Source organism: Pseudoduganella sp. R-32, from assembly GCF_049913245.1.
Taxonomy (GTDB): domain Bacteria; phylum Pseudomonadota; class Gammaproteobacteria; order Burkholderiales; family Burkholderiaceae_D; genus Rugamonas.
This window is the reverse complement of record NZ_CP183987.1, coordinates 3,432,117-3,457,818: the sequence shown is the minus strand read 5'-3', so window position 1 is coordinate 3,457,818 and position 25,702 is coordinate 3,432,117. Positions and strand designations below refer to the sequence as shown.

Sequence of the window (25,702 nt, the reverse complement as noted above, 5' to 3'; positions counted from 1 at the left end):
TCAGCGGCGCCCCGTGGTCTGCTTCGGATCGAGGAGCTCGATGCGGCGGCTGCTCTCCATCAGGTCCTGGCTCCAGTCGCTGGCCGTATCGACAATCGTTGGCTTGATCAGGACCACCAGCTCGCGCTTCTGGATGCTGTCCGCAGTGCTGCGGAACAGGCTGCCGATCACGGGAATGCGGCCGGCAACCGGAATCTGCGAGCGGTCGGCACTGGTCGACTGGCGCATCAGGCCGCCGATCGCCACCACGCTGCCGTTCTCGCCGCGCACCATGCTATCCATTTCAGAAGTGGCCGACGCCGCCAGCGGCAGGTTCAGGCTGCCGGCATTGCCGAGGTTGATATTCTTGTTCACCGTCGACACCTGGCTTACCGAGGGATGCACGTGCAGGATGATGTTGCCCTTGTCATCGATCTGCGGCGTCACGTCCAGCACCACCCCGGAGAAGAAAGGCTGCAGCGTCACGTTCGGCGACACCGTGCCATTGCCGGTCGCATTGGTATTGGTGGTGGTGCTGACCCCAGTGACGAAGAACTCGTCGGTGCCGATCTTCAGCACCGCCTTCTGGTTGTTCAGCGTGGCGATGCGCGGGCTGGACAGCACATGCACCGTGCCCTGCGACTCCAGGAAGGAGATCAGCGCGGCAAAATTGGAGTTCTGGAATGCCAGGCCGAACAGCGACCCAGCCGCGCTGGTGGCCGTTACCAGGGTCGTGCCGGGCGTACCGGACATGCCGTTCGGCTGGCTCAGCAGGGAATTGACGCCATTGATGCGCGGCGCCAGCGTCGTGCCGGGACCGACCATGCCGGCCGAAATGCGCGAGCCGAAAGCCGCCCAGTTGATGCCGGACTGCGCCTTTTCGCTCAGCTCCACCTCCAGGATTTTTGCCTCGAGGATGACCTGGCGCGCCACCGCCAGCTGCGTCGCTTTCAGGTAGCGGTCGACGTTGCGCAAGTCCTCCGGCATGCCGCGGATCACCACCAGGCCCGATTGCGGGCTGATGACGACGGCGCGCCCATCCTTGCCGGCGCCGACGATCGCTTCCAGCGACAGTTTCAGCTCGGCCCAGAAATCGGATTCCGAACGCGTGGTGACATTGGCCGCTTCATCCAGCACGTTGGCATTGGGTGAATTCGGATCGCCGTTATTGTTGTTGCGGTTCTGGCGGTTGTTATTGTTCTGGTCGCCGTTGTTATTGTTGTTATTGCCGTTGTTGCCGGCATTTTGCACCGAGGTCGACGTCACGCGCAGGTTCGACGAACCGCGGCGCGATGCGGTCAGGTAATTCACCTGGAACATCCGGCTTTGCATGGTCAGCGGCTTGATCGTGATGCGCGTGCCCTCGATCCGGTAATCGTAGCCATACATTTCGCGCACGGCTTCCAGCGCCTCGGCAATCGTGACGTCCTTCAGGTTGGCCGTGATATTGCCGCTGACTTCAGGATGCACCAGCATGTTGTAACGGGTGCCCGCCACCAGTGAATTGAAGAACTGGTTTGCCGGCACGTCGTTGAACGCCACATTGAAGCGTTCCTCCAGCACCGGCCGTGCCTTGGGCAACTGTCCTGCCAGCTGTTCGGCCGACGGCAGCAAGGCGTCCGAAACCTGCTGCGGGACGGGCGCGGCCGCAGCCGACTGCGCGGCGGATTTCACCTCCTTGCTGATGGAACTGTAGGTGTCGCGCATCGGCGTCTGGGTACATGCTGCCAGCATCGCGAATGCGCCGCTGCCCATCGCCAGCCGGCAAAATTGTGAAGCTTTCGAGATGCTCGTTTTCTCTGTCATGGCTGTCGCGCCTTATCCTGTCCCGATGATACCAATTTCAATACTTGTTTTTGCTTCCCGCGTTGCAGGACGACGGCACCCTCGCGCACTTCGACCAGCACGGCGCCGCCTACCTTCCCGCCCAGCGGGACAATGGCGCCGTCGATTACCGCCAGCTTGCGTCCGCCCGGGCGGCGTGCCAGCAGCACCGACTGCAGTTGCGGTCCGGCGGCAGGCACTGCCGCGGCCGGGCCGCTGCGCTCCGCTTGCGGCGCCAGCACTTCCGGCGGCGGCCTGGTCGGGTCGGGCAACGCCGTTTGCGCCAGCGCCGGGATGGCGGCGAGGACCGCCAGGGCGGCCAGGATCTTTCTCATATCTGCACCCAGGTTTCGTCGAGACTCAATGTGTACACCGTCAATGTCAGGCTGGTTTCGGGGTGCTTGATCACGTTCAGGCGCGCGCTGCCCCATATCAGGCGCGGCGTCACTTTTTCCAGCGTTGCCATATAGCCCAGCAGGTCGGCATAGCTGCCCTCCACCACCACCTCGACACCGTGGCGATACAGGATCGCCGGGGCCTGGCTGGCCGGCTGCGGCCCCGTGCCCGGCGCAGCTGTGCCGGCCTGGTCGAACTGTCCGTCCCGCAAGCCGCTGACCGGCAAAGTCTTCATCCCAACCACTTTCAGCCCGGGATGCCCGGCCAGCATCTGTTGCAGCAGCGGGACAATGCGCTGCGGCTGCACCATGCCCTGCTTGCGGTTCAGTAAATCCTCGCTGGTGGCGCGGGCTTCTTCCTGCACTGCGGCCAGACGGCGCCGCATGGTGGCGTTCGGGTCCGATTCATAAGCCTTCAGCGCAGCGGCAATCTGCTTGTCAATCGCGTCGACTTGGGCCTGTCCTTGCTGGATCGAGGCCTGCAGGGACTGGCGCTCCGCCAACATGGGTCCGAATTTTCCGAACCATGCGATACCTGCAACCAGCAGGATCCCCGCAGCGAACAGGGCCACGCGCCGCGGCAGCGGCATCGCATCGATGCGTTGTTCCAGTCTCAGCAGCGCGGCCTTCATGGATTCCCCCCGCCAGGCGCGGCAGCCGTGCTGCGCAGCCGGAATTCAAGGAAACGTGCCGGTGGCGCTTCGACCGGTGCAGGGGCGGCAGCGGCCAATGCGCTGGCTGCGGTGCTGCCTGCTACCGGAGGCAGCGTGCCAAGCGGCACGCGTCCCGCTGCATCGACAGCCGGCGCCTGCGCTGGCGCAGGACCCAATTCCAGGGTCCGGAAGGATTTGCCGCGCAATACGGGTTCGCCACCGAGGCGCGACAGGTAGGCAGGCACCAGGGCCGCTTGCAGCACACGGCCCTGCATGCTCACCTCGCGCCGCTCGCCCTGCACCGTCACTTCCGTGAGCCACAAGCCGTTGACGCTCTGGCGCGCCAGGGCGCGAAAATATTCCGCAAAGCCTTGTCCGCCTTCGCCTTCAGCCTGGTGCAGCATCTGCATCGCCTGCCGCAAGGATTTCAGGCGCGCTTCCTTGGTCTCGAGCTCCGTCTTCAGCAGCGGGTCGCTGGCGCGCGGCGCGAACTCCACAGCCACCGCTTGCATGCGGGCCTGCCGCTCCTTCAATCGGCTCTCTTGCTGCGACGCCTGCTCGCGCAAAGGCTGCAATTGCCGGCCCGCGAACAGAACGATCGCAATGGTGCCGGCGATCAAGGCCAACAGGGCCAACGCCATGCCGCGCGCACTGAGGCTGTGGCGCTGGCGCATGAAGATCGGGTTGAACAGGTTGATCTGCTGGCTCATGGCACGATCACTTCCTGGCGCAATGCCGCACCGAGGGCAAAGAAGTAATGCGCCTGCTGCGCGCTGTCCAGCAATTCAGGCACCCCGGACAAGTCGATCACTTCCTCCAGCTTGCATTGGACCACGGGCATGTACATATTCGACGACAGGTAATTCAGCAGCGATTCGCCGCAACCAGGGGCCAGAACCATCCTGGAGATTGAAACAAAGCCGAACTGGCGCTCGAAGTGGTCGAGCGAACGCTGCACCTCCAGCATCAGCCGATCCAGCGCGGCATGGCGGCGATCGGCATCGCCTTCTTCCAGCAGCGCCGGCGTGACATCGATCCTGCGCGCCAGGTACAGCTCGCCCAGGTAGGTAACGGTCAACAGGCCGCCCTGCGGGCCAAGCGACAGCAGGGCCAGGCCGCGCCCATCCTGTTCCAGCAGGGCCGATACATTGCGCTGGGCAGTCTCGGGGATGTCGATCACTTCCAGGTCGATCCCGGCGCCGAAGAACAGTTCCTGGCGCTGGCGGATCACGCTGTTGCGTGCCGCCACCACAAACATGCTCGGCGTGCGGCCGCTGGCGCGTTCCACCGGAATGGCCATTACGTCGAAGGTCGCGTCATCGACGTGGAAATCCAGCATGTCTTTCATGCGCCAGCGCACCGCGGTTTTCAGTTCGTCTTGCGGCACATTGGGCGCCTCCAGCGTCAACAGCTGGTAATCGCTGGGGGCGAGCAGCGTGCTGCAGCGGAATCGCGCGGCGTTGCGCGACCGCGCCGCACGCGCCAGGGCTTCTTCCGCCCCTTGGCCTTCCAGCCCCGCCTCCACACAGCCAAGCAGCACGGGCGTGCTGGCGCCCTGGCGGCGCATCGTCGCCAGGGCCATACCCTGCGGCAAAGGCGCAAAGACCAGCCAGGCGTCTTTTTCCTTTTTAGCTTTCGAAAAGAATCGCATTGCGCCCTGTCTTCAAACTTTTAGATGAAGAAACAACCGTAATTGTTTGATTAATATGCCATATTTTGCCATCGTTCAGCCCCGGTGTCAGTACAGTTCTCTTATATAGGTGACAGGTGTGTTGCGATAAATGCCAAAAGTTGCCCTGCCCACGGTACTGGGCAGCCATTCCGGCGCCAGCAGAGGGTCGAAGTAGTAATCCGCCGTGCCGTTATTGCCCGCCCCCGGCGCGCTCATCAGGAAGCGCGTCTGGCCATTGCTGATGGACCGCAGCGCGGTCGAGGTCGCGCCGAGGACGGTCTTGCATGCAGTCCCGGACAGCAGGTTTTTCTTGCAGTTCGTAAAGCGCAACAAGGCCGGATTGACCACGTCCGCCATGGAATTCCCGGCGCTGGTGGCCCAGCGCGTACCGTTCCAATATTGCACGGTCGCGTTGACCGGCTGGTACTGCAGCTCCGAGCCGAAAAGATTCGGCAGCTGCAGGCGCGCGTTGACCAGCACCACCTGGCCTTCGACCAGGTCGCGCGCGGCGTCGTAGCCATACAGCGAGCTGACACCGTCGGCATCGGTCGCGCGTACGTACACCAGCACCGGCGCCTGGCGGCCGGTGTTTGCGGCGCCGGCAATCGAATACGGGTTCGCCAGCTTGTAGTCGACCGATAGCGACAGGGTTCCGTCGTCGTTATCGAAATCGATGTCGCCGCTGTCTTTCACCATTGCCGCTTTCTTGTCGCGCCGCAGCGCGTTGTCGGGCGCGCTGGCGCCGAAGACCAGTACGGGGCACACACCGCCGCTGGGCGGAGCAAGGGTCTGGTTGCCCGCGCCGCACATGTAAAGGGCTTTGGAAAATGCACCGCGGTAATTCTTCAGCAGGTTGCCGTCCACGTCATGCGCCGTCACCGTGGCGGCAAACGGCAACCCCGAATACACCATGCCGCTGGTGGCGGAGCAAGGAACGTCGGCCGGGCACGGCAGTATTGGGCCCAGCGAATCCGGGGCCTCCACCGCGGTATTGAAATGATCGGGCACGAAGCGGCCGATATTGGTGGTGGCCGGGCTGATGCCGCCGCTGCCAAGGTAGTCGTTGCCGGCCAGGGTCGCCTTCACGGTAATGATGCCGACCTCCGGATATTTGAACGTGCCGCTTGAGCGGCCCAGCGAAAACGGATCGAGGCTGCCTTGCAGCTCTGGCTGCGCCACCATGTCGGTGAAGCTCAGCCCATCGCTGGGATTCGGATCGAAGTTCACGCTGCGCGGTGAAATCTCGTTGCCGAAGTTCTGTGCAAAATACTTGGTGCCGCTGGTCTTGTCCCGGGTGCGCACGCCGACGCGGATCGTGAACGGCTCGCCAGCGGCAGCGAACTTGCCGCCGCTGGCGGTACTGGCGCCCGGATTGTCGGTGCGGGCGCCATTGGCGGCAGTCTTGAAGACCTCCATCTCCAGCATGTACGGACGCATGACCACCGGCCCGCTGGCCCCGGTCTTGCCTGTCGAATCCTGCATGAACAGCTTGATGCGGCCGACATCGAAATAATTGAACGTCAGCGGGCTGCTGATGCTGGCCTGGTTGGCATCGACCACCAGGGCACGGTACAGCGACCATTGCGCACCGCTTGGCGTGGCGCTGCTCTCGGCGCATTTCGGCAGCAGCGAGGCGCGGTCGGGGAAGGATGCGAACTCCGACGATCCCTTGACCGGGTCCTGGCAGGACATGCCAAAGCGCATCGACACCACCGTCGGCAAGGTCGTACTTGGCGCGGTCGGGACGCCGGAAGAATTGACCAGCGTGATATAGACCGGAATATCGTCGCCGGCGATCACGCTCTTCCAGTCGATGAACAGGCATTGCCCGGTGCTGCCGAATGCAACGCCCTTGGTGCACTTCGATTGCGTAAAGACATAAGGCGCGACGGCGACCGAAGCGGTATCGGTGTCGCTGTTGTTCGACATCTGGTTGTCGAACTCGCTTCCGCTGACGGTGACGGTGTTGCTGAGCAAATTGGTCACGGCGTTGACCATCACGGTCAGTTGCAGCGGCGGCGCACTGGCGCCCACATCCAGCGGCGTGTTGTAGTTGCAGGTAATTTTCTGGCCGGCCTGGGCGCAGGTCCAGCCATCGCCGCCCGCATACACCAGGCTGACTTGCGAAGGAAGGTTGTCGACCACCTGCACGGTTCCGGGCTCGGCCGCGGGTCCGTAATTGGTGACATCTACCGTGTACACCATGGTCTGGCCAAGCGTCGGCGCCTGGTCGCGCGAGATCGAAATGCCCAGGTCGGTCACCGGCGTATTCGGTACCGCGATAATCTCCGCGCTCAGCAGCACCAAGTCCTGGTCGGAACGGTACACGGTGGTCGCGCTGGTCTGCCCGGACTGGATCACCGGGCTGCTGACCGTGTACGAGTCGTAGTCGATACCATAGGAAACCGAGTCCGTGCCGGCAATGGTGCTGACCGAATTGAACTGGTTACCAGGCGGATTCACGCTATTCGACATCGAATAGCCGTTGAAAGTCAGGAATTCGCCGCTCGAAGTACTGCTCAGCGTTGCGTCGCCTTCCCAGGTAATGTGCGCCACACGACCGGTCTGGGTCGTCAGCGGCGGAATCTTGAAATTCGACAGCGACAGGCTCACGCTGCTGTACTGGATGTACTGGAAGCCTTCATAGATGTTCAGCACCCTGAATGTTTCACTTGGCAGCGAGTAGACCACCACCATTGACCAGCCGCCAACCACGGCCTGCACATCGCACCATTTCGCCGAGTTATTGATGGTCAGGCCGGAAAACGTATATTTGCCATTGCGCTTGGCTGTGACCTCGGCCGTAATATCGTAGGCGCCGCTGAAAAAATCGTAGCCCACGGTAGCGCTCTTGTACTGGCGCGAGGCAGGCGCGGTAATCGCCTTGCCTTCGAACACCACGGCGTAGTCGGTGGTGGTGCCGGAAGCGGCCCAGTAAAGCTGGGCGCTGAGGATCTTGGCGGTTGTTGGAATCCCGCTCAAGGTCACGTCCGTGGTCTCGTTGGCCGCATAGATGGTGCAAGGATTGGTCGTATTGGATGCCTTGCGCAGCGTCCTTTCGGCCCCGACAAAATTGACGTTGCCGGCAAAACTCTTGAACAGCGAAATGGTGGTGTCGGCGTGCGCGCTCGCCACCAGCGCCATCAGCATGGCGACAGTGTGCAGCAGGCGGCGAAGGCACAACAGGCTATTCACTTCTTCATTCTCCGAAATCGACCTGGATGACGCGTTGCACGTAGTCGGAACTATTGTTCGCATTCGGGCAAGCGCCCGCCGCAGGCTGGTTGCAGGCGACCGATCGCATCCGATAGCGCTTGATCGCTCCCAGCACGGTCGTGGTGCAGGTCACCGTGACAGTATAGGGGCTGAGGGTAGTGTTGGCGGGCATGGCAAAGCTCGACGTGGACGAGGCGCCGCTCGCTGCCGGACACAAGGCATTGCTGCGCAACTGGCGGTGCAGCCCCCATTCCACGCCCGAGCGCGCGGCCTGGTAAGCGCGCGTGCCCTGCACGTCCAGCCCGAAGGCCGCCTGCTGCGTGGAGGTGACGCTGACGATCGCCACCGCCAGGAATGCCAGCACGACGACCAGGAAAATGGCCGCTACCAGGCTCACGCCGCGCTGCCGCGAATATTGGCGCATGCTTGTCATATCGGGTTGTCCACGTGGATCTGGTGGAATAGCTGCACCGATTCCGCCGGCATGTCCGGCCGCGCCAGCGTCAAGCTAATGCCCAGCAATCCGGAGCGGGTATTGGCGATATTCGCCTCGTAGGTGAAGCGGCAAGCCGTGACATTAGTCGCCAGGATCGCAGTATCGGCTGTCGCCGGCGGCGTGTAGTTCCATTGCCGGACCAGTTGGCGGTTCGCCAGGTCGCACACGAACTTGACCGGGCCGGTCACCACCTGGAAGCGGCGCGCCGGCGAACTCAGGATGGGAGCAGTGGCGCCCGCGCTGGCGAAAGGATTGCTGGCCAGGGTCACGACATTGCCCGCCACGGAACTGACCAGGGCGATATTGTCGCCAGCATAAGCATCTGCGCGGTCGATGCCGGGTCCCAGGTTGTACACCACGATGGAATCGGTTCCCGGCACGATCGCAGGCGAAGGCATCTGGCCCACTACGGTAAAACTGCGCTTGGTGCTATCGGTGAAGTCCAGGTAGCCGGCGCCTTCGTCGTCTTCTTCGGCAAGATAGCGTCCGCCGGATTTGGTCGGAAAGAATTCCACGGTGGCCCCGCCGCCGCTGACCCGCAGGCTATTGGGCAGCGCCCTGCGCACCTCGCGCGCAATGCGCCGCACCGCGATATCGGCGGCGTCGCTCAACTCGGCGCGCGCGGCGCTGTCGACATAGGCTTGCACCGGCGCGCGCAGGAATACGGCAACCATGCCGGCCACGATGCCGGTCAGGACGATCACAACGATCATCTCGATCAGCGTAAAGCCCCCTGCCCGCTTCATTGCGCCACCTGCGGCGAATGGCGTGTGCGATAGGTGTCAAGCTCCACGAAGTCGCTTGCCAGCGGGCCGTGCGTCACGCGCACCGTCAGGCGCAGCACTTCCTGCGTCGCCACGGCGGCGGTCGACGGGATGCCGTTCAGCGGCTCGGCGCGCAAGGTCAGCGTTGCAGCGTAGCCGCTCACGCCCAGCTCGTTGCCGGCGGCATCGACCAGCTTTCCGGCCCCGTTATTGAAGGCGGCGTATGGCACGCCGAGGCTCGGCACATAGTCATTGATGTTGTTGTACGGCCGTGTGCCACCCTCGTTGCCGACCGCTTCCGGCATCGCACAGTCGGCCGGCGCTGTCGGGTTTTCCGTGGTGTCGAGCGGATCGCAGAACGTGAACGCGGCAAGCTGGACTTCCTCCAGCAAGCCTTCGGCAATCAGCAAGGCCTGCTTGCGGCGCAGCGGGTCCGCGCTGGCATTGCTGGTATTGGCCAGCGTGCGCAGGATGGCTGCAGCCGCAATGCCGACAATGATGATGAACAGGATCAGTTCGATGAAAGTCAGGCCCGACTGGCGATCGTGTCTAATAGACATAGCCGGTTTCCCATTGCACCCGGACGGCCTGCTGTGTGTTGCCGGCACTCACCTGAAGGTTGAGGGAGCTGAACTCCGCGCCGGAAGACAACTGCGGCTTGCCGGAAGCGTCAAAAAAGAAATGATTGTTTGCTGCACCCGCCGGCGACAGTCCCAGGGCCACATTGGCCGGCGGCGCCGCGCAGGCCCACGAACGGTCAGTGCCGCACTGGCCACCGCTGAAGCTGTTGCCGCCGCCTGGATCGCGCACGTGATTGGCGGCGCTGCAGGTGGCGGCGAAGCAAAGCGCCACGCTTGAGCTGTCCAGGTAGACATAAATCGGCCGGTTCTGCGCAATGGCCAGCTGCTGGCCGTAGCGCAGCGTCGCCCTCATTTGCGCTGCAAATCCCGCCGCGTCGTAGTCACCGCGCACGAAAAAGCGGCCGAACACGACTGCCGACAGAATGCCGACAACAACCAGCACAATGATCAGCTCGACCATTGTGAAGCCGCGCCCAGGCGAAGCTCCGCTGGTTGCCATCGATTCCTTATAGTGCCTGGCGGCTTAGCAGCCGGACGTGTCCGTCGAAATGGCAGGCGGCGTTACAACCGGCGGAGTCGCCGAAGAGATGATCGCTGCTGTAAATTTCACGTAGCACTTGGCAGCTTTAGTGGTACCTGCCACGCTCTTCGGTACAAAAGCAACCTCGCTACTCGAGGTCGTAGGGCTAGTGGTCCCCGACGAGCTTGGGGCGATGGTCGTATAGTCGTTGCTATTGATGCCGGCCATGTCGGCGATGTGGGAATTTACGGTAGCCGAGACAGTTGGATAGCCGGCGGTATCAACCGGGACATCCAGGCCTTCCATCTTGACCGTGCTCCCTTGCGAGATCAGCCAGCGGCTATGGACCATCGAATTTGCAGCGTTCAGCGAACCACGCACTGCTGCGACGCTCGCAGCGCGCGCCTCACTGCCGACGTCCATGAAGCGCGGCAGCGCAGTGGCGGCCAGGATGCCGAGAATCACGATCACAACGATCAGTTCGATCAGGGTAAAGCCAGCTTGCTGCGAGCGGGGCATCGAATTTGGAAACTTTTTCATCACTTCTCCCATGAGTTCAAAAATCATATGGACCAGCTTCGTGGCTAGTCATTTAGTTGATTCAGAACAACACCGGCATTTTCTGCGGGCAGCTCTGAAGGCCTGACAGTTCGTTCGGGCAAGCGGCGCAATTCTAACTTGAAATAGAGCATTTGTTGTTGCTTCAATGAAGATTTCTCCGGAGCAAGTAAAACATAGACCAGCTCTTTCGACTCCCTATCAAAGAACCACGTTCCCGGTCGTGCAGGAGCGCTGCCACGATTTGCAAACTCGCCGTCGTAGTTGACGGGCTTCACCTCGAGCAATTGCATGGGATTGCTACCCTCGAGATCATCAGTTGTTGCGGTTGATCTTAGGCGATGCAATTCGACTGCGGCGCGCAGTTGTGCCAGCGTCACATCTATTGCCCGCTCTTCTGCGCTTTTAGTGTAGAACGGAATCTTGCTGAGGAAAACCGCCAGTAGCGCCAAACCAACGATCAACCACGCCAACCCTTCAAACCGCCTGAACCTGCTTAGCCTTCTCATTTTTTGAAAGCGACTTTGCCCAGGTCCCAGATCGGCAGGAACACGCCAAGCGCCAGGATCAGCACCATGATGCCCAGGAAGGTGATCAGGATCGGTTCGATCTGTGACGACAAGGTCTTCAACTCATAATCGACCTCGCGCTCATACATCGCCGCGATTTCCTCCATCAGGTCATCCAGCGATCCGGTCTCTTCACCGACGGCGATCATCTGCAGCACCACAGGCGTAAACACGTTTGCCGCAACCGCAGTGCGCAGGATGCTTTCGCCGCGCTCGACGCCATCGCGCATTTGCTCAACGCGGGCCGCCAGGTAGGCATTGTCCACCGTCTGCGACACCACCGTCAGGGCCTGCACGATCGGCACGCCACTGCGGGCCGACAGCGAAAAGCTCCGCGCAAAGCGCGACATGGTGCCCTTGTGGATGATCTTGCCGGCGATCGGCAGGCGCAGCTTCCATCGGTCCCATTTATAGCGCCCTTTTTCGGTTGCGATCCATGAGCGCCATCCAAACCCGGCAACCACCAGGGCCGCCGCGAAGAACGGCCAGTACTGCACGGTGAAATTCGACGTCGCCAGCAGGATGCGCGTCATCAGCGGGAGCTCGGCATTCAAGCTGCGAAACACCCCTTCGAAAGCGGGGATCACCCACATATTGATCACCACCATCGCCACGGCCATCGCGATCATCACGAAGGTCGGATAACGCAAGGCGGTACGCACGCGCTCTTTCATGTCGCGCTCGAATTCAAGGTGGTCGAACAGGCGCAGGAAGACTTCGTCCAGCCGGCCGGTCATTTCGCCGACCCGGATCATCGACAGGTAAAACGGCGTGAACGCTTCCGGATGACGGCGCATGGATGCCGATAGTTCTCGGCCGGCATCGAGCGACTCGCGCAGGTCCGCGATCACGCGGCCAAAGGCCTTGCTGATCGCCGATTCCTGCAAGCCTGCCAAGCCGCGCATGATGGGGACGCCCGATTTCAGCAAGGTGTACATCTGGCGGCTGAACAGCTGCACGTCCATCGAATTGACGCTCTTTTCCGTCAGCCGTTCCCACAAGTTGGCCAGCCCCGACTTGCCCGGCGCGCGGTCGGCGGTTTCGGTAATCTCGACCGGCGTCACGCCCGTTGCGAACAGCTGGTCGGCAACGGCCCCGCTGTCGGCCCCTTCCAGCACGCCGGCGAGCAATTCACCACGGCCATTCCGGCCTTTGTATGCAAAGTAAGGCAACTCAATCCTCTAGCTGGTTACTGATACGCATCGCCTCGGAAACGGTGGTACGGCCCTGCACCACCAGCTGTACCGCCTGGCGCCGCAACGTCTGCCCAGCCATCTGCTGCTGCGCCGCCTTCAGGAACGTGGCCGGGTCGGGATCATTGGCCGCGTCGACCACGGACTGGGTCATTTCCAGCAGCTCGTAGATACCGGTGCGTCCGCGATAACCGAGGCCATTGCAATGCGAGCAGCCTTTGCCATGGAAGTACCTGCCCAGGTCGACCTTGTCCTTCAATTCGAGGCTGAGCCATTCGTGCTCGTTTGGCGTCAGGGTGTAGGGCGTGGTGCAGGACTCGCAGATCACGCGCAACAGGCGCTGTGCCAGCACCGCTTGCAGCGAACTGCCCACCATGTAGCGCGGCACTCCCATGTCCATCAGGCGCAGCGGCGTGCTTGCGGCGTCGTTGGTGTGCAGGGTCGAGAGCACCAGGTGGCCGGTCATGGCGGCGCGCAGGCCGATCTGCGCGGTTTCCTGGTCGCGCATCTCGCCGACCAGCACGATGTCCGGATCCTGGCGCAGGGCCGAACGCAGCACGCGCGCGAAATCGAGTTCGATCTTTTCATTGACCTGCACCTGGTTGATGCCTGCCAGGCGGTATTCAACCGGGTCTTCGACGGTGATCAGCTTCTTCTCCATCGAATTCAGTTCCGCCAGTGCGCAATACAGCGTGGTGGTCTTGCCGCTGCCGGTCGGGCCGGTCACCAGGACCAGGCCATTCGGACGCGCCACGATGGCGCGGAAGCGCTCGAGCAGCTGCTTGGGCATGCCGATGGCGTCAAGCCGCAAGGTCATGCCGCTCTGGTTCAGCAAACGCATGACGATCGATTCGCCGTACTGCGTCGGCATGGTGGAGATACGCACGTCGATGCGCGCGTTCCTAACCCGTACGGCGAAGCGGCCGTCCTGCGGCAGGCGCTTCTCTGAAATATCCAGGTCGGACATCAGCTTCAGGCGCAGCGCCAGGGCGGGCGCGATCTTGATATCGGCTTCCGTCTGCAGGTGCAGCACGCCGTCGATGCGGAAGCGGATTTGCAGCCTGCTTTCCTGCGGTTCGATGTGGATGTCCGATGCGCGCACCTGGGCGGCGTCATCGAACAGTGATTGCAGCAGTTTGACGACCGGCGCTTCTTCCAGGCCGGGGCTGGCGGCGGCAAGCGCGCCAAAGTCCACCGAGCCCTCGCCCATTTCCTGTTCCAGCTCCCGAGCCAGGCCGGAGATGTCCTCGGTGCGGCGGTAGATGCGGTCGATTGCTGCCAGCACTTCCGTTTCGTTGACCACGGCCAGCTCGATGGACTGCTTCAGCAGGCGCGAGATTTCGTCGTACGCAAACAGGTCGGTCGGATCGGACAGGCCGACCAGCATCGATCCCTTGCGGTCTTCCAGCACCAGCGCGCGGAAGCGGCGGGCCTGGGTCTCCGGCAACAGCCGCACCAGCTCAGAACTGATCTGGTAGAACTTGAGGTTGATATACGGGATATTGAGCTGGCGCGCCAGCGCACCGGAAATCTGCTCCTCGGTGACAAAGCCGTGTTCAACGAACACCCGCCCCAGTTTTCGGCCGCTGCGTTTCTGCTCCGCCAGCGCCATGCCCAACTGTTCTTCCGACAGCAGTTTCTGCTGCACCAGGATTTCACCCAAACGAACCTTTTCCGGCCTCGTCATACCGCTTCCCCGTATCCAATATTTGCTGGCATTGTATGCGAACGAATCGTGCAAGCAAAGCAAAACTCGTTAATAGATTCACCACAGAGCGTGGCTGGAGGGCGACGAATTCTTGCGATACGTGCTCCAATTGCAGGGCCTATTCCAACCCACCCGATGCCTGCACGCCGCCATGTACCAGCAACATTTTGGCCTGCACGAGGCCCCCTTCGGCATTACGCCGAACCCCGCTTTTTTCTACAGCGGGAATACGCGCGGCGAGATCCTGTCCGCCCTGCTCTACGCTGTCACCCAGGGCGAAGGCATCGTCAAGGTGACGGGCGAGGTTGGCTGCGGCAAGACCATGCTGTGCCGGATGCTTGAAGCGCGCCTGCCGCGCGGCGTCGACGTGCTCTACCTCGTCAATCCCACGCTCGGCCCGCAGGAAGTCCTGCACGCGATTGCCGCCGAGCTGGGACTCAACACCACCGGCCGCCGCGCCGATCAGGTGTTGCGCGCCCTGCACGCGGAGCTGATCGCCCGCCACGCGGCCGCGCACCGGGTCGTGCTGCTGGTGGAAGAAGCGCAAGCCATGCCGCTTGAAACGCTGGAGGAAGTGCGCCTGCTGACCAACCTCGAAACCGCCCGCAGCAAGCTGCTGCAGATCGTGCTGTTCGGACAGCCCGAACTCGATGAACACCTGGCACTGCCGCGCATGCGGCAACTGCGTGAACGCATCACGCACAGCTTCAATGTGCCGCCGATGCCACGCGACCAGATCCCCTATTTCCTCTCGCATCGCTTGCGGGCCGCCGGTTACCAGGGTCCCGAACTGTTCAGCCGTGGCGCCGTGCGCCTGATCGCTCGCAGCTCGCAGGGCATCGTTCGGCGCATCAATGTGCTGGCCGACAAATCGCTGATGGCAGCCTATGCCGAAGATTTGCCTTTTGTAAATTCGTACCACGTGCGCCAGGCGATCGAGGACAGCCGTTATTCGTGCGCGGCGGTTCCGGGCAATCGCAGTATGATCGTTTTCGATAAACTCCTGGCAACTTGCTTCAGGCGGCGATCAGCATGAAGAACCTGACGGCTTCCCTGTTATGCGTCCTGCTTGCGGCTTGTGCCGCGCCGAAACTTCCCTTGTCTCCAACCCATGTGGCCGAGCCGGAGCCGGTGGCGGGTGCGATTCCGGAACCGGTGCAGCAAAGCGCCGCACTTGCGCCGCCCCGGCCGGCAGCGCGGCAGGAGACCTATAGCGTGTCGGTGCACCGCGTGCCGGTGCAGTCGGTCCTGTTTGCGCTGGCACGCGACGCGGGCTTGAATGTCGACGTGCATCCCGCCGTGGAAGGAACGGTGACCTTGAACGCGCTGGACCAGACCTTGCCGCAATTGCTGGCGCGGATCAGCAAGCAGGTCGACATGCGCTACGAATTGCAGGGCAATAACCTGCTCGTGCTGCCGGACCAGCCTTACTGGAACCACTACAAGATCGACTACGTCAATATCGCCCGCAGTACCAACAGCAGCGTGAACATCGCAACGCAGATTTCCACCACGGGCGGTTCGGCCTACAGCAACGGCGGCGGCACGCCCTCCAACCCGGTGCCGGCAAGCAGCAGCTCACTGGGCAACGGCGGCAACAATAATTCGACCACCTCGGTTGCCAATCGCTCGGACAACAATTTCTGGTACAGCCTGGAAAAGAACGTGCGCGACATGCTGCGCCCGACCACGCTGAATGACCAGCTCACCGATCCTCTTGCTCAGATGCGCGAGCAGGCCAACGCCATGGTCCAGCAGATGCAGGCCGGCGCCGCCTCGCCCGATGCCGGCTACCCCGGCGCCCAGGCGGCTGCCGCGCAAGCAAGAACCCCGGCCGGCGGGCCGGGCGCCAATACCGCTTTCGGCGCCGGCCCATCCTCGCAGGGACGCAATGCGCCATCGGTGATTGCCAATCCCGAAGGCGGCCTGTTGTCCGTGCGCGCCACCAGCCGGCAGCATGAAAAGGTGCAGGAATTCCTGGACATCATCATGTCCACTGCCAAGCGCCAGGTGCTGATCGAGGCGACCATTATCGAGGTCAAGCTCAGCGACCAGTACCAGCAGGGCATCAACTGGGCGCGCATCAACAACAACGGCAAGCTGGGACAGGGACAGGTGGGCACAACGCCACTGCCTTCCGGCGTGGCGCCGAACGGTTCGGCCGGGATCTTCATCTTCGACTATGCCAACCCGACCACGCGCTTCGGCAATATCACGGCTACCATCCAGTTGCTCGAATCATTCGGTAAGGTGAAAGTGCTGAGCAGTCCCAAGATCAGCGTGCTGAATAACCAGACTGCCTTGCTGAAGGTGGTCGACAACAGCATCTTCTTCACGCTGAAAGTGACGCCGGCCGTGCTGACGTCGACCGGCACCATTGCAACGCCCGCGACCTACGAATCGAAGGTCGAAACAGTGCCCGTGGGTTTCGTGATGAGCGTGACGCCGCAGATCTCGGCGGGGGACGAAGTCACGCTGAACGTGCGGCCGACCATAACGCGCATCGTCGACTATGTGGAAGACCCCAATCCTGAACTGAGCAAGCAGAACGTCAAGAGCCGGGTGCCGGTGATCCAGGCGCGCGAAATGGAATCGATCCTGAAAGTCCAGAGCGGCCAGGTGGCGGTGATGGGCGGCCTGATGCAGGATTCCGTCGACAACAAGAAGGACAGCATCCCCCTGATCGGCTCCGTGCCGGTACTCGGCAACCTGTTCTCGTACCGGAACGAGACTGCCAGCAAGACCGAATTGGTGATTTTCCTGCGGCCTGTCGTCGTGAAGGACGCCAGCCTTGCAGGCGATTACCGCAACTACCGCTATCTCATGCCTGCGCGGCCGGCGGGGGAACTATGAGCTTGCTGATGCAGGCCTTGCGCAAGGCCGAACGCGCCCGTACGCAAAACGGACATGACGCGGAGCTCGGTCATGGCCGGGAGCAGCAGCCTTTTGGCGCCGATGCCGTGCCCTCGCCTCCGCCAATCGAAGGCGGGCCGGCATTTGCCGTGATGCCCGATGCGTGGCGGCTCGAACCTCTCGATGCCGAGCCGCCTGTCATGGCGGCGCAGGAAGCCGTGCATGATCCGGTACCGCCGCAGGCACGCCATGAGCCAATGCGGCCAGCGGCCGAATCCCGCCTGCCGCCAGCGGCCAGCACCGGCGACAGCCTGCGCGCATCGGCATCCCCTGGCTACGGCGCAGGCAACGGCGCCCGCGCCGCGGGTCCTGGCGCCGGCCCCGGCGGGGACCCTGCCGCCCGTCCTGGCCCCGCACGCAGGCCGGGCTTGTCCCGTGCAGCCGCCTCGCCCCAGCGCCGGCTTGCCCTCCTGGCAGGGACGCTGGCTGCCTTGCTTGCAGTATTTGCCTTCATCTATTGGCGTGCAGTGTCGGCCCCAGGCCCCGGGGCGCGCCTGCCCATGGTCCCGATGCCGGCGCCGGGATCGGCGCCGGTAGCACAAGCCGGCTCGCAGCAGGGAGCACCGATACCTGTGACGCCTTACGTCACGCCGCCGGGCGCTGATCCAGCCCTGCCGGCCACGGCGCCCGCCAGCGTCGCCGGAGCAGCCGAAGGCGGCAGCACGGCCGCAGCCTCAGGCGCCGGAGGCGCAGCTGCGAACGGTACTGCCAGCCTTGCCGGCACAAGCACACCCGACAGCAGCGCAGCGGCCACCGGCACTGCGACGGCTCCCGGCGCAAAAGCACCGGCCACCAGGCCTGCTGCCGATGTCACCATCCCGACGCCCGAGCAACTGGCAGCCATCACGGACCCCGCGATTCGTGCGGAAGCGATGCGCGATGCCGCCGAACGCGCGGCCCGCCAGGTCCGCGCGGAAGGCACTCCGGCGCCGGCCCATGAATCAGCCGCGACGCGCGCGCACGCAGAAGAGACTTTCAAGGTACGCCGTTCGGCACCGGCTGCCCGGCCCCAGGGCGAAGCAGGTGCCGGCAGCGAACGCGCCGCCACCGTACAAACCGCCGTCGGCGAGCAAGGCAAGGTGCAGTTTGTACGCGGGACAGGATCGGTACAGGTTGTGCCTGCCGTGCAGAACGGCTATGCTGCCCTGCAGTCCGGCGACTTGGCCACGGCCCGCCAGCAATACGATCTCGCCCTGCTGCAAGACCCCAACAACCGCGACGCGCTGCTCGGATCGGCCGCCGTGGCGCTGCGCGAACACGATGGCAGGCAGGCATCGGGCAATTACCTGCGCCTGCTCGAACTGGACCCCAACGACCCCGAAGCCCTGGCAGGCCTCACCGAACTGCGGCCCGGCGACTTGCAGGCCGATGAAACCAGGCTGCGCGGGCTGGCGCGCCAGCATCCCGACTCCGGCCCCGTGCAATTCGCCCTTGGCAACCTGTTTGCGCGCCAGGGACGCTGGCCGGAAGCCCAGCAAAGCTACTTCCGCGCCTTCAGCACCATGCCCGAAAACGCCGACTACGCCTTCAACCTGGGGGTCGGCCTGGACCGCATGAACCAGCCGCGCCTTGCGCAAACCTATTACCGGCGCGCGCTCGAACTGGCGCAGGCCAGCCCTCCCGGCTTCAACGTCGAGACAGTCCGCAAGCGATTGCAAGCCCTCGAAACGCCGCCCCAATAAAGCACAATGGCCGACACGCAGAAAATCCCGCTCGGCAAACTGCTGATCCAGAAGGGCGTCATCAGCCAAGACCAGCTCCGGATCGCACTGACCGAGCAAACGCGCAACAACGAACCCCTGGGCAAGTTGCTGATCGCACTCGGCTTCGTGACGGAAGCGACGATGCGCGAGGCGCTCAGCGAAAAGCTCAATACCCGCTCGGCGGACCTGAAAAGCCTGGTGGTCGACGCCGTCGCGCTCAAGCTGATTCCCAAGGAAGTGGCCAAGCGCTATCGCGTCTTCCCCATCGTCTATGAACGGGCCACCGACGAACTGGTGCTGGCCATGTCCGACACCACCAACATCGTCGCGCTGGACCAGATCAGCGCCATGCTGGTCAAAGGCATCACGCTGGTGCCGCTGCTGGTCAACGACTCCGACATTGCGTACGCGATCGACCACTATTACGGCTTCGAGCTGTCGATCGACGGCATCCTGCATGAAATCGAAACCGGCGAGGTCACGCTGGACGCTTCCTCCGATGAATACAGCCAGCCCATGGTGCGCCTGATCGACGCCCTGCTGGCCGACGCGGTACAGAACAGCGCCTCAGACATCCACTTCGAACCCGAGCACAGCTTCCTGCGCGTGCGCTACCGCATCGACGGCATCCTGCGCCAGATCCGCAGCCTGCACCGCTCCTACTGGCCTGCGATGGCGGTGCGCCTGAAGGTGATCAGCCAGATGAACATCGCCGAAACGCGCGCGCCGCAGGACGGGCGCATATCGATCCAGTTCTCCGGCCGCCAGATCGATTTCCGCGCCAGCAGCCAGCCCACCACCCACGGCGAAAACATCGTGCTGCGCGTGCTGGACCGGCAAAAAGGGATCGTCCCGCTGGAAAAGCTGGGCCTGGCCGAGCACGAACTCGATGTGCTCAAACTGATGATCGCCCGTCCCGACGGCCTGATCCTGGTCACCGGGCCCACCGGCAGCGGCAAGACCACCACCCTGTATTCGATCCTGAACCACATCAACACGGAATCCGTGAACATCATGACGATGGAGGACCCGGTCGAATACCCGATGCACCAGATCCGCCAGACCTCGGTCAACGAATCGGCCAAGCTGGGATTCGCAGACGGCATCCGCTCCATGATGCGGCAAGACCCCGACGTGATCCTGGTCGGCGAGATCCGCGACAAGGAAACCGCCGACATGGCGCTGGCCGCGGCCATGACCGGCCACCAGGTCTATTCCACGCTGCATACCAATTCCGCCGTCGGCGCTATCCCGCGCCTGCTTGACCTGGGCGTGGTAGCCGACGTCCTGGCCGGCAATATCATCGGCATCATCGCCCAGCGGCTGGTGCGCAAGCTGTGCCCCCACTGCCGGCAGGCAGTCGAAGCGGACGAGCTGGAACGTCGGCTGCTGGGGCTTCCGGCCGACCATCCGCCGGCCACCATCTACCGCGCCGGCGCCTGCGACCGCTGCGCCCACCAGGGCTACAAAGGGCGCATGGCAATCATGGAGCTGCTGCGCATGAACGGTGAACTCGACGACATGGTGGCGCGCCGGGCGCCGGCCCGCGAATTGCGCAATGCAGCCGGCGCCGCCGGCCTGCATTCGCTGGTCGACGACGGCATGCGCCGTGTGATGGAAGGCCTGACCACGCTGGACGAAGTCTCGCGCGTGGTCGACCTCACTGACAGGTTGAGCTGACATGCCCCAGTTCATCTACCGCGCCATGGACGCCAACGGCAGCATCGTGCCGGGGAATATGGACGCGCATAATGTGCCGGACCTCGAGTTGCGCTTGCAGCGCATGGCGCTCGACCTGATCGACTACCGCGAAACACGCCGGCGCAAGCTGCGCATCGGCGGCCAGCGCGTCACGCGGCGCGACTTGATCAACTTCTGCTTCCACCTGGAGCAAATGAGCAGTGCCGGCGTGCCGATGCTGGACGGCTTGCGCGACTTGCGCGACAGCGCCGACAACCTGCGGCTGCGGGAAATCATCACCGACCTGGTCGAAAAGATCGAAGGCGGCCTGCAGCTCTCCAACGCCCTGGCCTCCTATCCGGAAGTATTCGACCAGGGCTTTACCAGCCTGGTAAGGGCCGGCGAGCAAAGCGGCAAGGTCAACGAGATCTTCCGCGACCTGGCCGAGAACCTGAAGTGGCAGGACGAGCTGGCGGCACAGGCGCGCAAGGCCATCACCTACCCTGCTTTCGTACTGGTGATCGTCAGCGGCGTACTGTTTTTCCTGATGATCTACCTGGTTCCACAGCTGACAGCCTTCATCAAGAACATGGGCCAGGAACTGCCGCTGCACACGCGCGCATTGATTGCCTTGTCGGACATCTTCATCCATTACTGGTATCTGCTGCTGGCTTTGCCCTTTGCGGCCTGGTGGCTCCTGCGCTGGCAGTTGCGCACCAACGAGCGCACGGCCTTCGCCTTCGACCGCCTGCTTCTGCGTACCGTCCCGGTTCTGCAAAAGCTGATCATGGCGCGCTTTGCGACCTATTTTGCGCTGATGTATGCCGCGGGAATTCCCGTGCTCGAATGCATACGGCTCTCGGAGGGAATAGCAGGCAACCGCGTCGTGGCAGCCGCCATGCGCCGCGCGCGCGAACTGATTTCGGAGGGACACAGCGTTGCGGCAGCCTTCAGGCAGGTCGAGCTGTTTCCGCCGCTGGTGGTGCGCATGCTGCGCGTCGGGGAATCGACCGGCGCTCTCGATGCGACGCTGCGCAACGTGGCCTACTTCTACAACCGCGAAGTGCGGGAACGGATCGAACGCATGCAATCGATGATCGAACCGGCGATGACCGTCATCCTCGGCCTCCTGCTGGGATGGATCATGCTGTCCGTGCTCGGCCCGATTTACGACACCATCAGCTCAATCAGGATCTGATGCCATGACCCGCAAACTCCTCCTCCACCTGACCGGCGAGCGGCTGTGCTGCTGGCTCTGGGAGCGCGGCAGGCTCGGGACGGGGCCGTGCTTCGATCCGTCGCCGGATGGCTGGGCAAGTTTCGCCACCTGGCTCGATGGCCGCCAGGACACGCCGGCCCTGATGCTGGCCGACCTGGTGGAAGAGGACTTCCAGCGCCACCTGCTGCCGCACGTTGCCGGCCGCGCAGGCCTGGCCATGCGCGAACGCCGCCTGGCGCAGTCATGGCGCGACACGCCTTTCCGCTGCGCGCACATCCAGGGCCGCGAGGAAGGCGGCCGGCGCGACGATATCGTGCTCCTTTCGGCCTTGACCAACCCGGCCACCCTGGCGCCCTGGCTCGACGCGCTGGAAAGCCAGCGCATGCCGCTGGCGGCGCTGTATACGCCTGCCCTCCTCAGTGGCGCCTTGCTGCCGGACCAGGCGCGGCAGGAGGCGCAACTGTTGCTGGTGACCGAGCATGGCAGCGGCATACGGCAGACCTTTTTCCAGCACGGCAAGGTGCGCTTCTCCCGGCTCGCCCAGGCGGCAGTCAACGCCGAGCAGGAAGCCGAACGCACCCGGCAGTTCCTCGTCGGCGCGCACATGCTGGGGCGCGACGTGCCCTTGCAGGTGCTGGCCCTGCTACCGCTGGCACGGATCGCGTCGCCACCGGCGGCAAATCTTTCGCCGCTGCTGGACTGGCGGGTCATGCCTTTGGGAGAAGCGGCGTCCCTGCAACGGCTGGCTGCTTGCGACAATCCCGATGAAGTATTCCTTGGCCTGGCTGCGCGCACGGCGCCGCCCAGCCACTATCCGCTCGGGCCGCGCCGGCGCTACTACAGCCTGTGGCGCACACGCCAAAGCCTGTACGCTTCAAGTGCGGTCATGGCGGCCTGCTGCCTGCTGTGGACCGGCGCGAACATTGCCGGCTACTCGCTGGCGCGCAGCCATACGCAGGCATTGCAGCAGGAGACGCAGGGGTTCACGGCTGCCTATCGACGCAGCATGTCGAGCATGCCGCCGGCTGTCGACAAGACCGCCAACATGAAGGCGGCCGTGCAGATCGCGCAGATGGTGGCTCGCCAGGGGCCATGGCCGCAGGCAGCGATGGCCATCCTGAGCGAAGCACTGGAGCGTTCGCCGCAGATCCGTCTCACGCAGCTCGACTGGCGGGTCAACGCACCGGGCGTCGTGCCGGTGACCGCCAGCAGCGCCTTTCCCGGTGCGGCCACCACGCCGGCCCTGGTGGCGCCACAATCGTCCATGCTGATCGGGATACCGAAGGCGCCGCCGCAGCAGGTGCGGCTGCAGGCCGAGGTCCTGGTGGAGCAGGACGACTATCGCAGCGTGCTGCTCAGCATGAACCGCTTTGCGCAGGAACTGGCGCGCACGCCCGGCATGGTGGTGGAAATCGAACAGCTGCCCTTCGATATACGGCCCAACGTGAAGCTGAGCGGCAAGGCCGGTTCGCCGGCTGGGCTGGGCGAGCGCGCCAAATTCACTTTGAATCTCAGGTGGTCGCCATGACGGTGTTACGCGAGTTCTCCTTGCTGCGCAACGCCGTGCTGGCGTTCCTTGGCACGCTGGCAGTGTCGCTTGCCGCGGTCTTCGCGAGCTCGTGGCACCTGAGGCGCGTTCATTTCGAGGAGGCTGCGGCGCTGCTGGAGCGTGATGCCGCGCGCTTGCGGCTTGCCCATGCCGAAACGGAAAAGGAAGAAATCCGCCAGTACCAGCCGCAGTTCGTCGAATTGCGGCGCCGGGGCCTGGTGGGACCCGAACGCCGGCTCGACTGGGTGGAGGCGATCCGGCAGATCCAGGAACAGCGGCGCCTGTTGCCCCTGACCTACGAGATCGAGGTGCAGCAACCGTACCGGCTCGAGACGAGCTTGCCGACGGGCGAGTATGCCTTGCTGGGCAGCAGGATGGCCTTGCATATGGATCTCCTTCATGAACTGGATCTGCTGAACTTCCTGTCGGACCTGCGGCTGTCAGGCACCTTTGCGGTCCAGGACTGCGTCATCCGCCGCGCCGCCGGCGCCGCGCCTGTGGCGGGCGTGCTGTCGCCGACCCTGAATGCCGACTGCACCCTGAACTGGCTGACGCTGACGCCGGTTTCCGCTTCGGCCAAGCCGCAGCGAGGGTCGTCATGAAAACGGGATTGCCGGCACTTCTCCTGCTGCTGGCGACGCAGGCCGGCGCGCAGGGTTTCGTCAGCATGGGAAGGTTGTTTACCACCCCGGACGAACGTGCGCAGCTCGATACGCAGCGCAACCAGGGCACTCTTCCCGGAGCGGCGGCCGTCCCGGCACCGGGAGGCAACGCCCAGGCAGCCGGCCCGGGTCCTGTCGCACCGGGAATGGAGGCATCGGCGCATTGCCAGCCTGGCTCTGCGCCTGGATGTCCGCCGGCTGCGGCGCCTGGCACGGCGGCAGCCGAAACGCCTGGGGGCCCAGGCGCTGGCGAGACTGCGCCGCCCGGGCTTCGTCTGGGGGGCGTGATCCGCCGCAGCAATGGGCCCACGATGATCATCGTGAACGGCGAAGCGCAAGCCGCGCCGCCGGGCGGGGTGATGCGCGGCTCGGTCACCTTGCAGGCGGACGGGCGGTCCGTCGTGCTCAAGCCCGGCCAGCGCTATGACCCGGCAACGGGAGAGGTCCATGAAGCGGCACGCTAGACAGCGCGGCGCAGCGCTCCTGACGCTATTGCTGATCGCCACAGTGGCGCTGTCGGCGGTCTTGCTGTCGGCATTCAGCGGCGGCAGCGGCGAGCGCGCCCGCGAAGAGCGCACCCACGCCTTGCTGGCGCAGGCCAGCGAGGCGCTGGTCGGCTTCGCCGCGGCCCATGGCCGCCTGCCGCGTCCCGCACCGGCCGCACCCGCACCGGGGATGGGCGAGGCCGGGCGCGAACGAACAGTACCCTGCGCCACAGAGGCCGACTGCACCGGCCTCCTGCCATGGATGGATCTCGGGCTGCCGGCCGCGGACAACTGGGGCCGCCATTTGCGCTACAGCGTAACGCCAGCATTCACGGTCGCGCCCTTGGCACGCACTGCGCTCATCGCCAGCAAACGCGTGCTGTCGCGCGACGCGAGCGGCACGCTGTTCTTCGTCGCCGGACAGGATAACTGCTCGCTGGCCGCACAGTGCGCACCGGCCGTCATCTTCTCGCGTGGTCCCAGCGATATGCCTGGCAGCCAGGACGAAGCCGGCAACCTGCAGGCCGCCACCGATTTCATGCAGCGCCCGCGAAGTGCGCAGGCGAATGCTCCCGGCGGCGCCTTCGACGACCTGCTCGCCGCCGTGCCGCTGCAAGTACTCTATGAAAGGATGGCCGCCGCCAAGACCCTGCCATGAGAAAGCAGACAGCCTTCACCCTGGTTGAAATGGCGATCGTGCTGGTCATCGTCGGCTTGCTGCTGGGCGGCATGCTGGCCCCGTTGTCGGCGCAGATGGAACAACGGCGCACCGCCGACACCAGCAGGGCGCTGGAAGAAGCGCGCGATGCGCTGGCCGGATTCGCCGCCCGCAACGGCTACCTTCCCTGCCCCGCCATCTCCGCCTCGAATGGCCTGGAAGACCGCAGCGGCACGCGCTGCAGCAACGAACGACGTCTCGGATTCCTGCCGTGGGCAAGCCTGGGCCTGCCGAAGCTCGACGCCTGGCAACACCTCTACCTGTACAGCGTCACGCCATCCTTCAGCGACAGCGGCGCCCTGTTCCGCCTCAGCACCCCGCGCGACATCACCATTGCCAGCCGCGATGCCAGCGGCGCGCTGGTGCCGGCCAGCGGGCAGAACGATATTCCCGCGGTCGTGCTGTCGCAAGGGCGCAATGGCTTCGGCGCCTTCAGCGACGTCGGCGTGCAGGCGGCCGACATGGGCCAGGGCAATGTCGACGAAAAGGCCAACTTCCAGGCCGACGGCCGCATGTTCATTGCACGCGACCGCGCCGACAATCCCGCCGCCGCGGGCGGCGCCTACGACGACATCGTCGTCTGGCTGTCGCCCAATATCCTGTTCAATCGAATGCTCGCAGCGCAAAGGCTGCCATGACATGCAA

Annotated in this window: 24 protein-coding genes; 10 read left to right on the top strand and 14 right to left on the bottom strand. The window is 64.0% G+C overall.

From position 1 onward, the window contains the following. From mshL (ACN9MU_RS15925) to ACN9MU_RS15860, 14 genes are all read right to left on the bottom strand, one after another. Positions 1-1,785: a pilus (MSHA type) biogenesis protein MshL gene (gene mshL / locus ACN9MU_RS15925; protein WP_426343038.1), complete on the bottom strand. Its 1,785-nt coding sequence runs from the start codon at positions 1,783-1,785 to the stop codon at positions 1-3. After that, positions 1,782-2,138, bottom strand: a complete 357-nt coding sequence (locus ACN9MU_RS15920; protein ID WP_426172001.1) for an MSHA biogenesis protein MshK — start codon at positions 2,136-2,138, stop codon at positions 1,782-1,784. Before ACN9MU_RS15920 ends, mshL (ACN9MU_RS15925) begins: the two co-directional genes overlap by 4 nt. Further along, positions 2,135-2,830 (bottom strand): hypothetical protein, encoded by a 696-nt coding sequence (locus ACN9MU_RS15915; RefSeq protein WP_426171999.1) that lies wholly within the window; start codon positions 2,828-2,830, stop codon positions 2,135-2,137. The genes ACN9MU_RS15920 and ACN9MU_RS15915 overlap by 4 nt, the downstream gene beginning before the upstream one ends. Then, on the bottom strand, positions 2,827-3,561 hold the full coding sequence (locus ACN9MU_RS15910; RefSeq protein ID WP_426323601.1) for an MSHA biogenesis protein MshA: 735 nt from the start codon (positions 3,559-3,561) through the stop codon (positions 2,827-2,829). The genes ACN9MU_RS15915 and ACN9MU_RS15910 overlap by 4 nt, the downstream gene beginning before the upstream one ends. Then, positions 3,558-4,502 carry a type IV pilus biogenesis protein PilM gene (pilM, locus tag ACN9MU_RS15905; RefSeq protein ID WP_426323599.1) on the bottom strand — a complete coding sequence of 315 codons (945 nt, stop codon included), beginning with the start codon at positions 4,500-4,502 and terminating at the stop codon, positions 3,558-3,560. The genes ACN9MU_RS15910 and pilM overlap by 4 nt, the downstream gene beginning before the upstream one ends. A gap of 87 nt (positions 4,503-4,589) precedes the next feature. Continuing rightward, on the bottom strand, positions 4,590-7,718 hold the full coding sequence (locus ACN9MU_RS15900) for a DUF6701 domain-containing protein (protein ID WP_426343037.1): 3,129 nt from the start codon (positions 7,716-7,718) through the stop codon (positions 4,590-4,592). A 4-nt stretch (positions 7,719-7,722) separates the two neighbouring features. After that, a complete protein-coding gene (locus ACN9MU_RS15895) occupies positions 7,723-8,172 on the bottom strand; it encodes an agglutinin biogenesis protein MshP (RefSeq protein ID WP_426323595.1) in 450 nt (149 codons plus the stop codon). Continuing rightward, positions 8,169-8,981 carry a PulJ/GspJ family protein gene (locus ACN9MU_RS15890; RefSeq protein ID WP_426343036.1) on the bottom strand — a complete coding sequence of 271 codons (813 nt, stop codon included), beginning with the start codon at positions 8,979-8,981 and terminating at the stop codon, positions 8,169-8,171. Before ACN9MU_RS15890 ends, ACN9MU_RS15895 begins: the two co-directional genes overlap by 4 nt. Next, positions 8,978-9,559, bottom strand: coding sequence for a type II secretion system protein (locus tag ACN9MU_RS15885; protein ID WP_426343035.1), 582 nt, complete (start codon positions 9,557-9,559; stop codon positions 8,978-8,980). Before ACN9MU_RS15885 ends, ACN9MU_RS15890 begins: the two co-directional genes overlap by 4 nt. After that, a complete protein-coding gene (locus ACN9MU_RS15880; RefSeq protein WP_426343034.1) occupies positions 9,549-10,079 on the bottom strand; it encodes a prepilin-type N-terminal cleavage/methylation domain-containing protein in 531 nt (176 codons plus the stop codon). The genes ACN9MU_RS15885 and ACN9MU_RS15880 overlap by 11 nt, the downstream gene beginning before the upstream one ends. A gap of 24 nt (positions 10,080-10,103) precedes the next feature. Further along, on the bottom strand, positions 10,104-10,667 hold the full coding sequence (locus ACN9MU_RS15875) for a type II secretion system protein (protein WP_426335700.1): 564 nt from the start codon (positions 10,665-10,667) through the stop codon (positions 10,104-10,106). 17 nt (positions 10,668-10,684) lie between these two features. Beyond that, positions 10,685-11,131, bottom strand: coding sequence for a hypothetical protein (locus tag ACN9MU_RS15870; protein ID WP_426171983.1), 447 nt, complete (start codon positions 11,129-11,131; stop codon positions 10,685-10,687). Between the two features lie 32 nt (positions 11,132-11,163). Next, a complete protein-coding gene (locus ACN9MU_RS15865) occupies positions 11,164-12,399 on the bottom strand; it encodes a type II secretion system F family protein (protein ID WP_426343033.1) in 1,236 nt (411 codons plus the stop codon). A gap of 1 nt (position 12,400) precedes the next feature. Then, the gene (locus ACN9MU_RS15860) at positions 12,401-14,107 is read right to left on the bottom strand and encodes a GspE/PulE family protein (protein WP_426171979.1); all 1,707 of its coding nucleotides are present in this window, start codon (positions 14,105-14,107) and stop codon (positions 12,401-12,403) included. Positions 14,108-14,279: 172 nt separating this feature from the next. On the opposite strand from ACN9MU_RS15860, the gene ACN9MU_RS15855 reads away from it, so the two are divergent. The 10 genes from ACN9MU_RS15855 to ACN9MU_RS15810 are packed head-to-tail and all read left to right on the top strand — an operon-like array spanning position 14,280 to position 25,695. Beyond that, positions 14,280-15,164, top strand: a complete 885-nt coding sequence (locus ACN9MU_RS15855) for an ExeA family protein (RefSeq protein WP_426171978.1) — start codon at positions 14,280-14,282, stop codon at positions 15,162-15,164. Beyond that, entirely contained in the window at positions 15,161-16,981 is a 1,821-nt protein-coding gene (gene mshL / locus ACN9MU_RS15850) for a pilus (MSHA type) biogenesis protein MshL (protein WP_426343032.1), read from the top strand. Before ACN9MU_RS15855 ends, mshL (ACN9MU_RS15850) begins: the two co-directional genes overlap by 4 nt. Further along, the gene (locus tag ACN9MU_RS15845; RefSeq protein WP_426343031.1) at positions 16,978-18,723 is read left to right on the top strand and encodes a hypothetical protein; all 1,746 of its coding nucleotides are present in this window, start codon (positions 16,978-16,980) and stop codon (positions 18,721-18,723) included. Before mshL (ACN9MU_RS15850) ends, ACN9MU_RS15845 begins: the two co-directional genes overlap by 4 nt. 6 nt (positions 18,724-18,729) lie before the next feature. Continuing rightward, positions 18,730-20,424 (top strand): GspE/PulE family protein, encoded by a 1,695-nt coding sequence (locus ACN9MU_RS15840; RefSeq protein WP_426171973.1) that lies wholly within the window; start codon positions 18,730-18,732, stop codon positions 20,422-20,424. A 1-nt stretch (position 20,425) separates the two neighbouring features. Next, positions 20,426-21,622: a type II secretion system F family protein gene (locus ACN9MU_RS15835; RefSeq protein WP_426335695.1), complete on the top strand. Its 1,197-nt coding sequence runs from the start codon at positions 20,426-20,428 to the stop codon at positions 21,620-21,622. A gap of 4 nt (positions 21,623-21,626) precedes the next feature. Then, a complete protein-coding gene (locus ACN9MU_RS15830) occupies positions 21,627-23,171 on the top strand; it encodes a hypothetical protein (RefSeq protein WP_426171970.1) in 1,545 nt (514 codons plus the stop codon). Beyond that, positions 23,168-23,794, top strand: coding sequence for a hypothetical protein (locus ACN9MU_RS15825; protein WP_426171969.1), 627 nt, complete (start codon positions 23,168-23,170; stop codon positions 23,792-23,794). The genes ACN9MU_RS15830 and ACN9MU_RS15825 overlap by 4 nt, the downstream gene beginning before the upstream one ends. After that, the gene (locus ACN9MU_RS15820; protein ID WP_426344860.1) at positions 23,791-24,318 is read left to right on the top strand and encodes a hypothetical protein; all 528 of its coding nucleotides are present in this window, start codon (positions 23,791-23,793) and stop codon (positions 24,316-24,318) included. The genes ACN9MU_RS15825 and ACN9MU_RS15820 overlap by 4 nt, the downstream gene beginning before the upstream one ends. Then, positions 24,302-24,997, top strand: a complete 696-nt coding sequence (locus ACN9MU_RS15815; protein WP_426335692.1) for a hypothetical protein — start codon at positions 24,302-24,304, stop codon at positions 24,995-24,997. The genes ACN9MU_RS15820 and ACN9MU_RS15815 overlap by 17 nt, the downstream gene beginning before the upstream one ends. Then, positions 24,994-25,695, top strand: a complete 702-nt coding sequence (locus ACN9MU_RS15810) for a type II secretion system protein (protein ID WP_426344859.1) — start codon at positions 24,994-24,996, stop codon at positions 25,693-25,695. The genes ACN9MU_RS15815 and ACN9MU_RS15810 overlap by 4 nt, the downstream gene beginning before the upstream one ends. The last annotated feature ends 7 nt before the right edge of the window (positions 25,696-25,702 follow it).